Raw genomic sequence first — 12,005 nt, forward strand, 5'->3', positions numbered from 1 at the left:
TATGAGTAATAATTCAGGATGTTGCTCTAGTGGTAGTGGTTGTTGTGGGTCAGAACTAGAGAAAAATCAAATTTTTATTGATTTTCTTTATTTAGATTTAAGTGTCTGTGAAAGATGTCAAGGTGCAGAAAACAATCTTGATAAAGCAATTAGTGAGGTAGCTGGAGTATTAAAGGCTGCAGGTTTTGATATAGTAGTGAATAAGGTTAATATTACTTCAAAGGAGCTGGCTATAAAATATGAATTTTTAAGCTCTCCGACTATTAGAATAAATGGTAATGATATTGAATTAGAAGTAAAAGAATCTTCCTGTCAAGAATGTGGAGATCTATGTGGTAGTGATGTGGATTGTAGAGTTTGGGTACATGAGGGTATAGAATATAATGAGCCACCTAAAGCAATGATTGTTAATGCTATTCTTAAAGAAGTTTACGGAGGAGGTAAAGCACCTACTGTTAAACCAGAAGATTATGTATTACCTGATAATTTACAAATTTTCTTTGATGGATTGAATAATAAATAAAAAATTTGGCTTGTCTATTCATACAAGCCAATAAACTTTTTATTTATGTTTAGATTTATTTTCTAAATGGTATCTTGCAAAGAATGGTGTTAAAGCTATTAGTAAAGCAAGTAAAACGAGATATATTGCAATAAAAAATTCCTCAAGAACACCGAATGTAGTTGTTATATTTGTAAAGCGCTTAAGTAATATTGGTAGTGATATAACTATGGTAATAATTAATGTTGTTGTAAAATTAGCATAATGTTTAGTACGGCACTTATTACATTCCATGTGTTGAGAACCAAAGCTAAAGAAAGTTGATTTTATAATCTGTTGCCATGTAAATTGAGTGGAACATTTATTACATTTTTGTATCAACAATAAACCCTCCTTATTGTTTTATCTTATAAGTGTTTATTAAATTTAGTTTATATATACTAATTATAACATAAGTTTTAAGTATAATGGGTTGAATTAAGTTAATTTAAGTAGGGAGATAACTTCCTACTTAAATTTTAAAACATACTATACCTTACCTAAGTATAGTATAAGAGATGGGGGTATTAATATGGATTCTAAGAAATTGAAAAATATGGTATTGATTTTAGGGGTAATGGCTTTCTTTGCTAATGGAGATAACTATGCAGTATCACCACTTCTAATAGACATTGCTAGAGATTTAAATATAAGCATTGGGGATGCAGCTCTTTCGGTAACGGCATATATGCTAACTTTTGGTCTGTTTACTATAGTTTTTGGACCTCTAGGAGATAGGTATGGAAAAACTAAAATTATAAATATTGCAGCTTTTGGAACAGCAATATTTAGTATTCTAGGCGCATTTTCGTATAATCTTCCTTATCTTATAATAGTAAGAGCGCTTAATGGAGCATTTGGTGCAGGGATATTTCCAGTTACTTTAGCTCTAATTGGAGAAAGTTTTCAGCCTGAAAAACGTCAAGGTGCCATAGGTAAAGTTATGGGAATGATGTTCTTAGGAGGAGCTTCAGCCACTGCTGTTGGAGGAGCTATAGCATATTTTGGATCTTGGAGATGGGTTTATTTTGTATATGGGCTTGCAGAACTTATTGTAGCTTTATTCATGGTAAAATATCTTGAAAAGACTCCAGGAGTTATTGATAAATTAAACTTTAAAAAGGTGTATGGAGAAGCTTTGACTAATACTAAATTACTTTATATAGTAGGCACAATTTTCCTAGTAGGGTTTAGTGTATTTGGAAGCTTTACTTATTCTGGAAAATACCTTCAAGATAGAACAGGATATAATATACTTATAGTAGGCCTTATACTAACTATATACGGTGTAGCTACAGTAATTGGAGGAAGAAAGGCTCCTAAGCTTAGAATGAAGATGAAAAATAATTTTCTTGCATTTGCCGGAGTTTTAGGAGGGGCATCATTAGTGATATTTTCTATATCAAGTTCAGTAATAGCTTTAGGAGTTGCTTTATTTGGATTTGGACTTTCATTTGTATTTCTCCAATCTACTTTAGTAAGCACAGCACAAGAAACTATGCCAAAACTTAGAGGAACGGTAATGTCCTTAGCTTCATTCAATATGTTTGTAGGAGGAGCTATTGGAACTACAGCAAATAGACAAATCTTAAATAATTATAATATGAGCAATATTTATTTAATTGCAGGAGTTATTTTAATCATTGTTGGATTTTTAGGAAGATTTGCAGTAATAAAAGCAAATAGTTAAAAGGATAAAAGGTTATGGAAAAATATTTTTCCATAACCTTTTATTTAAATTCTATTGCTACTTTTAGAATAGACACTACATAATTATATTTTCATATAGTAATATAGAAAAACTATTTTATTTAATAAGATGTTAGAGATTTATGTAGTTATTCTATTTGAATAATTAAAGAATATGAATATATTAGTTATATATAGAAGATAATATATACAAACGTTAATAATCTGTAAAATTAAACATATGTATTGCAAATATATAGATACTTATCTATACTATATATAGATAAGTATCTATATAGGGAGTGAATTAATGGAGAAAAATTATGAGATAAATGCTAAGATATTTAAGGCTCTATCAGATCCAAGTAGATTAGAAATTATTGATATTCTTTCTTGTGGAGAAAAATGTGCATGTGATATATTAGAAGATTTCGAATTTACTCAACCAACCTTATCACATCATATGAAGGTTCTTATAGAATGTGGCCTTATTAAGGCTAGAAAAGAAGGAATATGGAATTACTACTCATTAGACACTACAAGTTCTAATAAATTAGTCTTGTTTTTAATGGATGTAATAACAAATACAGAAGAGGAATGTATTTGTAAATGTAATAATGAAAAAAAGACTTGTTATAAATAAACTTTTAAATTAAGGAGATGTATATTATGAAAAAAATGATTATTTTCGATCCTGCAATGTGTTGCTCAACTGGAGTGTGTGGACCATCAGTAGATCCAGAATTATTAAGAATATCTACAGTTTTAAACAGTTTAAGTAAAAAAGGAATTGTAGTTGAAAGACATAACCTAACAAGTAATCCACAGGCCTTTGTGGATAATAAGGGGATAAATCAATTATTGAACAGTGAGGGTGTGGATATATTACCAGTAACAATGGTTGATGATGTAGTAGTTAAAACAAAGTCTTACCCTACAAATAAAGAGCTTTGTGAAATGTTAGAAGTTCCAGAAGATTTTCTTAAAACTACTATGAAGGTTAAAACTAAAAGTAGTGGCTGCTGTGGCGGTAGCGGATGCTGTTAATAACTATAGAAAAGAGGTATACTAATGCTTAAAAATTTTAATTTAGATGAAATAAAATTAACTAAGTATTTATTCTTTACAGGTAAAGGGGGAGTTGGTAAAACTTCTACAGCTTGTGCAACTGCTGTTACTCTAGCTGATGTAGGAAAGAAAATAATGCTTATAAGCACAGACCCAGCCTCAAATCTTCAAGATGTATTTAATACAGATTTAAATAATAAAGGAATTGAAATAAAGGAAGTATCAAATTTAGTAGTAGCTAATTTCGACCCAGAGGAAGCTGCAAGAGAATATAAAGAAAGTGTTGTAGGACCATATAGGGGTAAGCTTCCTGATGTAGTAATTAATAATATGGAAGAACAACTTTCAGGTTCTTGTACTGTTGAAATAGCAGCTTTTAATGAATTTTCTAATGTTATAACAGACAAAAATGTTCAAGAGAAGTTTGATCACATAATATTTGATACAGCGCCAACTGGTCATACTCTTAGAATGCTACAACTTCCATCAGCTTGGAGCAACTTTATTAGTGAGAGTAATCATGGGGCATCCTGTCTTGGACAGTTATCAGGACTTGAAGAAAAAAAGGAAGTTTATAAAGATGCAGTAAAAACCTTAGCAGATAAAGATTTAACAACTCTTGTTCTTGTATCTAGGCCAGAAGTATCTTCGCTAAAGGAAGGCGAAAGAGCATCTAAAGAATTACAGGATATAGGAGTTAATAATCAGGTTCTTGTTATAAATGGTGTTCTTAAAAATGCTGATGATGCTTTATCAAATAATATATATACGAAACAACAAAATGCCCTTAAAGATATGCCAGAACATTTAAGAGACTTAGAAAGCTTTGAAATTCCACTAAGGCCATATAATGTTACAGGAGTAGAAAATCTAAGAGCATTCTTAAAGGAAGATAATATAAAGTATAGTGGTGAAAGGCTAAATGTAGAGGAAATCCAAAAACTTAAAGAGGTTGTAGAAGACCTTTATAACTCAAACAAAAGGGTTATTTTTACTATGGGAAAAGGTGGAGTTGGAAAAACTACTATAGCAGCAACTATTGCACTAGGTCTTGCGAAGAAAGGTAAAAAAGTTCACCTTACAACTACAGACCCAGCAGCACATCTAAAGTTTGTCTTAGATGAGAGTTACGGTATAACTTTAAGCAATATTGATGAGAAAAAAGAACTTGAAAAGTATAGAGAAGAGGTTTTAAGTAAAGCAAGAGAAACTATGAGTGATGAAGATATAGAATATGTAGAAGAAGATTTAAGATCACCATGTACTCAAGAAATTGCTGTATTTAGAGCTTTTGCAGAGATAGTTGAAAGATCAGAAAATGAAGTTGTGGTTATTGACACAGCTCCAACAGGGCATACCCTACTTCTTTTAGATTCAACTGAAAGCTATAATAGAGAAATTCAGAGATCTCAAGGAGATACTCCAGAATCAGTGAAAAAACTTTTACCAAGGCTTAGAAATGCTGAGGATACAGAAGTTATAATTGTAACCTTAGCTGAAGCTACTCCAGTATACGAAGCTACTAGACTAGAATCTGATTTAAAACGTGCAGGTATAAATAGTAAGTGGTGGGTTATTAATTCAAGTCTTTATGCAACTGATACAACAAATGAGATTTTAAAAGCAAAAGCAAGTAATGAAATAGAATGGATTAATAAGGTTAATGAAATTTCAAAAGGACATTTTGCTGTAATAGAGTGGAGAGCAGAAGAAGTTAAAGGAGAAAGCCTTTTAGATTTGTTAAAATAATTATAGATAGTTTATAAAATGAGCAGAGACACTTCAAATACTGAAATGTCTCTGTTTTATTTAGATTGATATTTTTCTTAATTTTAATCCAAATTTCAAGGATATTGATAATGGAAGACCTATAATTATTCCCACAACACATTGCATAAAGTTACCCCATACTGACTGAAGTGGTGTATAGATATTACCAGATAAAATAAACTCTGCTATATAATATCCTCCAATCATGATTACACTTGCAATAAGTACTCCAAAGAAAGTAAAAATAGTAGATTGTACTTTGTTAGTGTTGCTAGTATTTGCCATATGACCAAGAATGTAGCCCATTGCAAATCTTATGATGAAAGTAAATGGAGCCCATGCAAAGTAACTACTTGTAAGATCAAATAAAGTCATACCTAAAGCTCCAGATACAGCCCCAGCTTTTTTACCAAATACTATAGCTATAGTAAAGGCCATTACATTTCCTAAGTGGAATAGTCCCCCAGCAGTTGGTCCAGGAATATTTATAAACCTAGTTGCAACATAAACTAAAGCTATAAATAGACCATAAGATGCAATTTCTTTTGTGTTAAATTTACTACTTGAATTATAATTCATCCCCATTTCGCCCCTTTAGAATATTATTAATTTAATATTAAATCCATAGTAGATAAAAGTAAAGTGTATGGGTACAATTAAAAACAATGTTTAATACATATTTATACTCTAAAGTGGAAAACTTATTATAGAAAAAATTAAAATGAGGTGAGTATTTCCATGAGTGAAACTATATTAGAAAAAACTGAGGGACGTGTAAGTTATCACGATTCTGTTGAGGAAATGTTAGTACGTATAAGAGAAGACGGAATGTCCAATGTATTTGATAGGTGGACTCAGCAAGAAAAAATCCGTTGTAAGTTTTGTCTTCAAGGATTAAGCTGTCAGCTATGTTCTCAAGGACCATGTAGATTAAATGACAAAGGTGAGCCAGATAAAGGGGTTTGTGGAATTGGACCAGACGCTATGGCTATGAGAAACTTCTTATTAAAAAATATAATGGGAGCAGGTACATACAGCCATCATGCATATGAAGCATTCCGTACATTAAAAGCAACGGGAGAAGGAAAAACTCCATTTAAAATTAAAGATGTAGAAAAATTAAAATGGATGTGTGAAAAGTTAGGAATTGACACAAATCAAGATACAAATCAAATGGCTATACAACTAGCAAATTTATTACAAAGACAACAAGAAATTGGTGAAGATGATGAAAACCTTATGGTAGAAGCCTTTGCACCAAAGAAGAGAAAAGAAGTTTGGAAGAACTTAAACATTTATCCTAAAGGAACCATTCATGAAGAACAAAACTGCGTAGCAAGTTGTTTAACAAATGTAGATGGAAGCTATGTATCTTTAGCTTTAAAGGCTCTGCGTTTAGGAATAGCTACTATATATAATTCTCAAATAGGACTTGAAATGACACAAGATATCCTATTTGGAACACCTATGCCTCATGAAGTAAATGTAGACTTAGGTATTATGGATGGAGAATATGTTAATATAGTATTTAATGGACATCAACCTTGGGGTGGAGTTGCAACAATACAAAAAGCTAAGCTTGCTGAAGTTCAAGAAAAAGCAAAAGCAGCAGGAGCAAAAGGTCTTCGTATAGTGGGATCAATTGAAACAGGGCAAGAATTGCTTCAAAGATTTGACGTAGATGATGTTTTTGTAGGTTTAATGGGTAACTGGCTATCTATAGAACCTCTCTTAGCTACAGGTACAGTAGACGTTATGGCAATGGAAGAAAACTGTTCACCACCAGCTATAGATCATTATGCTGAAAAGTACCAAGCAACTTTAGTAAGTATAAGCACTCTTATTGACATGCCAGGATTACAACATAAGATTCCATACTATCCTGAAAAAGTAAATGAAATGGCAGATACTCTAATTGACCTTGCTATAGAAAACTTTAAAAAACGTAAAGGTAAAGTTACAGCTAAGGTTCCAAAGAGTATACAAAAAGCTATAGCTGGTTTCTCTACAGAAGCTGTATTAAAAGCTCTTGGAGGTAAGCTTGAACCATTAGTAGATGTAATAGTAGCAGGAAAAATCAAAGGTGTAGTTGCACTTGCAAACTGTTCAACATTAAGAAATGGTCCACAGGACTGGAATACAATAAATCTTACAAAAGAATTAATTAAAAAAGATATATTAGTAGTAGCTGGAGGCTGCGGAAATCATGCTCTAGAAGTAGCTGGACTTTGTACTTTAGAAGCAGCAAATAATATAGCAGGAAAAGGTCTTGGAGAAGTATGTAACCTATTAAAAATTCCACCAGTATTAAGCTTTGGAACTTGTACAGATACTGGAAGAATATCAATGCTTGTAACTGCACTTGCAGACCATTTAAATGTGGATGTACCAGATCTTCCAATAGCAGTTACTGCTCCAGAATGGATGGAACAAAAAGCAACAATAGATGGAATATTTGCAGTAGCTTATGGAACATACACTCATTTATCACCAGTGCCATTTATGACAGGTGCTCCTCAACTTGTAAAATTATTAACTGAGGATGTAGAAGGTTTAACTGGAGGTAAGGTTGCTCTTGGAGATGATCCTGTTGAAGTAGCAAATAATATAGAAGCTCATATTGTATCTAAGAGAAAGAAATTAGGATTAAGCTAATTATATAAATTAATACTGTGTAAAAAGTGGCTGCAAAATAAAAAATGCAGCTACTTTTATTTTGATTAGTTAGACTATACGAAATATTATGAAAATATAGAGGGGAAATAGAATTTAAAAAGAATATATAATAATATGAAAGTTGTAAGCTTTATATATAGGCTAATTATGAAGGGGAATAGGCATGGCTGAGAATTCAGTAAAAGTTCTAATATGTGATGACTCAATATTAATGAGAAAGAAATTAAAGGATAGTTTATCTTTATGAGGATGTTTAGATGTTATAGAAGCAAATAACGGTGAAAAGGCAGTAGAAATGTATAAAGAGAATAATCCAAATCTAGTATTTATTGATATAGTTATGCCTATAAAAGACGGAAGATATGAGATATTTAAAGGAAGATTAAGTAGATTTGTAGAGTTTAGAGATAGTAAAGATGAAAAAGTACTTAAAGATTACTTTATCATTTGGAGAAATGGATTTAATAGTTGTAGAATGATGTGATTATCTTAATTACTAGTAATTTCAAGGAAGTTGCCCTACGACTTTCTTTTTTCTTTCACCAAAATAAACATTATTACATAGTATAGAGTATAAACAATGGAAGATGGAGTGTGTTCTAGTGATATATGCACTGATTCTAGCTGGTGGAAAAGGGACAAGACTTTATCCGTTATCCCGTGAAAAGAGCCCAAAACAATTTTTGAAGATTATTAATGATAAGAGTTTCATTAGAAATACTGTTGATAGGATAGCTCCGGTAGTAAATAAAGAAAATATATATGTTGTTACAAATAAGGACTACGTAGATAAAATAAAAGATGAATTACCAGATATCAATCCAGATAACGTTTTTGTAGAACCTGAGAATAAAGAGACCGCGCTATAAACATAATTGGTTGATTTGAGTGAATGGTGGTTTGGTGTAAAAAATGTTTTATAGAATGAAACATTTTTTTATTTTTAGTGTCTTATGTTTGGGGGAGTGAATAATGAAAACTGAAAAGTTCATAAAAAAATGGGAAGAAGATAGAAAGAAGGGCAAGAAAAGATATGTACTGATTAGTGCTATTATGATGGGTATAGCAACGGGTATAGGCTATACAATTGGCAGATTAGCTAAAGGTAATTTCTTTGATATGTTTACGGAATATTACATATATATGCATTTAGCATATTTTATTGGCGGCTTTATGGGTGGGACAATTGGAGGAATTATAAGGTGGCAGATGAATGAAGAAAAATATGAAAATCTTAAGTAATTAAACTAAAGATGGGGGTTTATTTATGAAGAAGAGAGGTTTAATTTATATTGCACTACTAGGAGTATTTATTTTTTTAATAGGCTGCACTAGTAAAATTAATACAGAGAATAACGATTCAAAAATTCAGGAATTACAGAATCAGATAAAAAGTTATGAAAAAAGCGTCAGCCAGTTACAGGAAAAAATAAGTACATATGAATTAGATATAAGAATTCTTAAAGAAGAAAAAGATGATTATAAAAAGTTTATTGATTCTTCAAGAAAGTATCTGAGTAAAAATGAGCTTTTAGAATTAGCTAAAGGTGAATGGATTTATAGAATTAGTGTTAATGACAAGGCAATTGAATCGAGTGGAGTATTAGAGATAGATAAGAAGGACTTTAAAATCACTTATTCAGAAAAACGGAGTACATTCTCAGGTTTGCCAGAAGAGATTGATGAAAAAGGAAGTATTAGTGGCAACTTTTATGACCATTTAGAAATCTTAAACATAAAACCTGATAATGTTGTAATATCTGATGGGACTGTAGTTCAGGGAATGCATTATGAATTTAAAGATGTTCCCAAAGGTACAATTATAAAGCTAGAAATAAGTGATGAACTAAAAGAAAGGCTTGGACTGCAGACTAATATAATTAGCATTCATGTAAAGTAGCTTTTAGAATGGTACAAAATTATAGAGAAATAGATGCTAATTCAATGTTAACAAGGGAAGTATGCTATGTATAAGGTTATAAGGAATCTCTATAAGTCTTGAAAATATTAGGATTTATAGAGATTTTTAGTTAAGATATAACTTCGTTAAATCAAAATTTTGTGAAGCTATTTTAGAGTAGATTTAAAATAGCTAGGTTATATAAATAACTGAAAATGCAATACATAAACACAAATAAATACAAATTTACTAGTTTTAAATAAATATTTTAAAAAAATTTTGTAAAAATGAAACTTTTTTGAACAAATTTTATCTTATATAAGAACTAGATATTTTTGAAAGGAGGGTAACTGAAGACTAATAAGTTAGTATATATCATAATTAATAATATTAGCGAGAGTAATAAAATAATAAATTTTCACAGTGATCTTATTATTATGATAATACTACAAATGTTATAAACTAAGGGGGAAAATGGGTATGAAGAAAAAACTTTTAAATTTACTAATGGGAACATTGCTAAGTGCGGTAATGATTATTCCAACTACAGCAGTTGCTGCAACTCAAACACATAATTGGGCATTTGAAATGTATCAATTAGTTGTTAACGGAGAAGTGAATGGTCAACTTTATTCAATGAATCAAGGAACTTTTAAATGGGAAGGAATTATATCTGTAATATCTAAAGATGGAGGAGCAGCAGCAACTGCCAATCAAACTAAAATGACACTTTATAGACAAGTAGATTGGGGGATTGATATACGTGCTGATCAATTTAGCTTAACTTCACCAAGTACTTTTAATAGAACTATAGGGGCTTGTCCAACAGGTGTATATTATATTACAGCTGAAAAAGCTCTTGACGATGGTTGGAATATTAAGGGTTCAGGTACTTTAACGTCTACTTATTAATAATTAGAAATAATAGTAGCAACTATGAATTCAGCATTAAAACTTGATATGATTGTTTTAATGCTGAATTTATAAAATTTACTTGCATAGTATATAATATTATCGATTGACAAGGAGAAAATATGTTACGATTTAATTTACTTGTATTAACAATATTTGGTATAATTTTAATTATTCTGTGTTTATGGCTAAAATTAAAGAAAAATAAGAGCAGTATGTATATAATGTTCTTTATTATATTTTACATATATTTATTAAACGTGATTAAGTATACGATATTTCCTATACCAATATTTTCGGGGCTTGAGGCAGAACTAACATCTAGAATAAATATTAAACCATTTGTTAATATGAATAGTATGGAAAAGATATTAAATATAGTGTTAACTATACCTTTTGGATTTGGTATTTCTTATGTTATTAAGATAAAAAACAAAAAAAAGCTAGGTACTATATTTTTTTTAATAGGAACAGTTATAGAAATGACCCAATTACTGATATCATTGGCTATAGAATATCCTTATAGATCTATTGATATAAATGATATAATATGTAATTTTATAGGGGCGGTTATAGGATATGTAATTTTTAAAACAGCTTCTTATAAGATAGTTAGTTTAATAGATAAATTCGAACTTAAAACCAATAAGTTTATGGAGTATGTATATACTATTAATAAAGAAAATGCATAATTATAGAGTATATCTTTACAAGTTATACGTTTCTTAAAATATATTAAAAGAGTGTATATCAAATACATATACTAAAAATAGCTTGATTATATTTTATGAATATTAATGATAAATGGTAGTAATTTTAACTATGCAGAAATTGTAGAGATGATTTTGAGGAGTAAAAGCACCATTGTAAGAAATTTTTGTAAAAAAGAGAAGGTAATTTAATTACCTTCTCTCTTTTAGTACCTTTAGCTATTTATGCAATATTAAATAGGACTTTTTTGTTTAATTAAAATCCACTTAAACGTATTTTAACTAATATAAGAGTACTATTTTAAGAATTTTTGGTATCATAACTTTTGAGTATCGATAACAAACAAATATATGCATACTAGTACTACATAGGGAGGTGTAAAAACTTATAGTCATAGATAGATGTGTAAGAAGATATTGTACAGGCTAACAATGTTATTTCAAATAGGGTTATGTATCATAAAACCATAAATTGTTTAAAGATTTAATAGGAGGGTGAAGTTATGGATAGAGATGAACTAGATAAAGAACATAAACGCCGAATAGAAGAATATAAAGAACATCCAATGATTAATTTGACTGATTCAATAAATCGTTACAGGTTTGGTGACTTAGTTTGGCTAACAGAATTAGGCTGTCTCACTAAGATTATTATAGTTATATTTATGGGAATATTGTTTTTATATTTCAATATTATAATTAAATAAACTAGAAGTATCGTTAAGAAAGGGGAGTAAGT

Annotated in this window: 15 protein-coding genes; 13 read left to right on the forward strand and 2 right to left on the reverse strand. The window is 30.1% G+C overall.

The features are described 5' to 3' along the window. The first annotated feature begins 1 nt into the window (after position 1). Complete coding sequence (locus ACX0KU_RS06825; RefSeq protein WP_472992120.1) at positions 2-523, forward strand: DUF2703 domain-containing protein; 522 nt, start codon at positions 2-4, stop codon at positions 521-523. A 39-nt stretch (positions 524-562) separates the two neighbouring features. On the opposite strand, the gene ACX0KU_RS06830 is transcribed toward ACX0KU_RS06825, so the two are convergent. After that, positions 563-883, reverse strand: a complete 321-nt coding sequence (locus ACX0KU_RS06830) for a TIGR04104 family putative zinc finger protein (RefSeq protein ID WP_472992121.1) — start codon at positions 881-883, stop codon at positions 563-565. Between the two features lie 190 nt (positions 884-1,073). Between ACX0KU_RS06830 and ACX0KU_RS06835 the strand changes: the two genes are divergently transcribed. From ACX0KU_RS06835 to arsA, 4 genes are all read left to right on the forward strand, one after another. Then, positions 1,074-2,231: an MFS transporter gene (locus tag ACX0KU_RS06835; protein ID WP_472992122.1), complete on the forward strand. Its 1,158-nt coding sequence runs from the start codon at positions 1,074-1,076 to the stop codon at positions 2,229-2,231. Between the two features lie 309 nt (positions 2,232-2,540). Then, positions 2,541-2,873, forward strand: a complete 333-nt coding sequence (locus tag ACX0KU_RS06840) for an ArsR/SmtB family transcription factor (protein ID WP_472992123.1) — start codon at positions 2,541-2,543, stop codon at positions 2,871-2,873. 26 nt (positions 2,874-2,899) lie between these two features. Next, positions 2,900-3,277 carry an arsenite efflux transporter metallochaperone ArsD gene (arsD, locus tag ACX0KU_RS06845; RefSeq protein ID WP_472992124.1) on the forward strand — a complete coding sequence of 126 codons (378 nt, stop codon included), beginning with the start codon at positions 2,900-2,902 and terminating at the stop codon, positions 3,275-3,277. A gap of 24 nt (positions 3,278-3,301) precedes the next feature. Then, positions 3,302-5,047, forward strand: coding sequence for an arsenical pump-driving ATPase (arsA, locus tag ACX0KU_RS06850; protein ID WP_472992125.1), 1,746 nt, complete (start codon positions 3,302-3,304; stop codon positions 5,045-5,047). A gap of 60 nt (positions 5,048-5,107) precedes the next feature. Here the strand turns inward: arsA and ACX0KU_RS06855 are convergent, their stop codons facing one another. Further along, on the reverse strand, positions 5,108-5,647 hold the full coding sequence (locus tag ACX0KU_RS06855; RefSeq protein ID WP_472992126.1) for an ECF transporter S component: 540 nt from the start codon (positions 5,645-5,647) through the stop codon (positions 5,108-5,110). A 159-nt stretch (positions 5,648-5,806) separates the two neighbouring features. On the opposite strand from ACX0KU_RS06855, the gene cooS reads away from it, so the two are divergent. The 8 genes from cooS to ACX0KU_RS06895 all read left to right on the forward strand — a co-directional run bounded on the left by cooS (position 5,807) and on the right by ACX0KU_RS06895 (position 11,973). After that, a complete protein-coding gene (gene cooS / locus ACX0KU_RS06860) occupies positions 5,807-7,723 on the forward strand; it encodes an anaerobic carbon-monoxide dehydrogenase catalytic subunit (protein WP_472992128.1) in 1,917 nt (638 codons plus the stop codon). 316 nt (positions 7,724-8,039) lie between these two features. Continuing rightward, a complete protein-coding gene (locus ACX0KU_RS06865) occupies positions 8,040-8,228 on the forward strand; it encodes a hypothetical protein (protein ID WP_472992129.1) in 189 nt (62 codons plus the stop codon). A 118-nt stretch (positions 8,229-8,346) separates the two neighbouring features. Then, positions 8,347-8,613, forward strand: coding sequence for a sugar phosphate nucleotidyltransferase (locus tag ACX0KU_RS06870; RefSeq protein ID WP_472992130.1), 267 nt, complete (start codon positions 8,347-8,349; stop codon positions 8,611-8,613). Between the two features lie 103 nt (positions 8,614-8,716). Then, positions 8,717-8,986 carry a hypothetical protein gene (locus ACX0KU_RS06875; protein WP_472992131.1) on the forward strand — a complete coding sequence of 90 codons (270 nt, stop codon included), beginning with the start codon at positions 8,717-8,719 and terminating at the stop codon, positions 8,984-8,986. Between the two features lie 25 nt (positions 8,987-9,011). Further along, positions 9,012-9,644 carry a hypothetical protein gene (locus tag ACX0KU_RS06880; protein WP_472992132.1) on the forward strand — a complete coding sequence of 211 codons (633 nt, stop codon included), beginning with the start codon at positions 9,012-9,014 and terminating at the stop codon, positions 9,642-9,644. Between the two features lie 480 nt (positions 9,645-10,124). Next, positions 10,125-10,556, forward strand: coding sequence for a hypothetical protein (locus ACX0KU_RS06885; RefSeq protein WP_472992133.1), 432 nt, complete (start codon positions 10,125-10,127; stop codon positions 10,554-10,556). A gap of 224 nt (positions 10,557-10,780) precedes the next feature. Continuing rightward, positions 10,781-11,248, forward strand: a complete 468-nt coding sequence (locus tag ACX0KU_RS06890) for a VanZ family protein (protein ID WP_472992417.1) — start codon at positions 10,781-10,783, stop codon at positions 11,246-11,248. 521 nt (positions 11,249-11,769) lie between these two features. Beyond that, positions 11,770-11,973, forward strand: coding sequence for a hypothetical protein (locus ACX0KU_RS06895; RefSeq protein ID WP_472992135.1), 204 nt, complete (start codon positions 11,770-11,772; stop codon positions 11,971-11,973). The last annotated feature ends 32 nt before the right edge of the window (positions 11,974-12,005 follow it).

The organism is Clostridium sp. X (assembly GCF_055755365.1).

Coding starts and splice junctions, on each gene's coding strand:
- ACX0KU_RS06840 (WP_472992123.1), top strand. CDS start 2,541: ATGGAGAAAAATTATGAGATAAATGCTAAGATATTTAAGGCTCTATCA.
- ACX0KU_RS06895 (WP_472992135.1), top strand. CDS start 11,770: ATGGATAGAGATGAACTAGATAAAGAACATAAACGCCGAATAGAAGAA.
- ACX0KU_RS06890 (WP_472992417.1), top strand. CDS start 10,781: ATGTTCTTTATTATATTTTACATATATTTATTAAACGTGATTAAGTAT.
- cooS (WP_472992128.1), top strand. CDS start 5,807: ATGAGTGAAACTATATTAGAAAAAACTGAGGGACGTGTAAGTTATCAC.
- ACX0KU_RS06825 (WP_472992120.1), top strand. CDS start 2: ATGAGTAATAATTCAGGATGTTGCTCTAGTGGTAGTGGTTGTTGTGGG.
- ACX0KU_RS06855 (WP_472992126.1), bottom strand. CDS start 5,647: ATGAATTATAATTCAAGTAGTAAATTTAACACAAAAGAAATTGCATCT.
- arsA (WP_472992125.1), top strand. CDS start 3,302: ATGCTTAAAAATTTTAATTTAGATGAAATAAAATTAACTAAGTATTTA.
- ACX0KU_RS06865 (WP_472992129.1), top strand. CDS start 8,040: ATGTATAAAGAGAATAATCCAAATCTAGTATTTATTGATATAGTTATG.
- arsD (WP_472992124.1), top strand. CDS start 2,900: ATGAAAAAAATGATTATTTTCGATCCTGCAATGTGTTGCTCAACTGGA.
- ACX0KU_RS06835 (WP_472992122.1), top strand. CDS start 1,074: ATGGATTCTAAGAAATTGAAAAATATGGTATTGATTTTAGGGGTAATG.
- ACX0KU_RS06885 (WP_472992133.1), top strand. CDS start 10,125: ATGAAGAAAAAACTTTTAAATTTACTAATGGGAACATTGCTAAGTGCG.
- ACX0KU_RS06875 (WP_472992131.1), top strand. CDS start 8,717: ATGAAAACTGAAAAGTTCATAAAAAAATGGGAAGAAGATAGAAAGAAG.
- ACX0KU_RS06880 (WP_472992132.1), top strand. CDS start 9,012: ATGAAGAAGAGAGGTTTAATTTATATTGCACTACTAGGAGTATTTATT.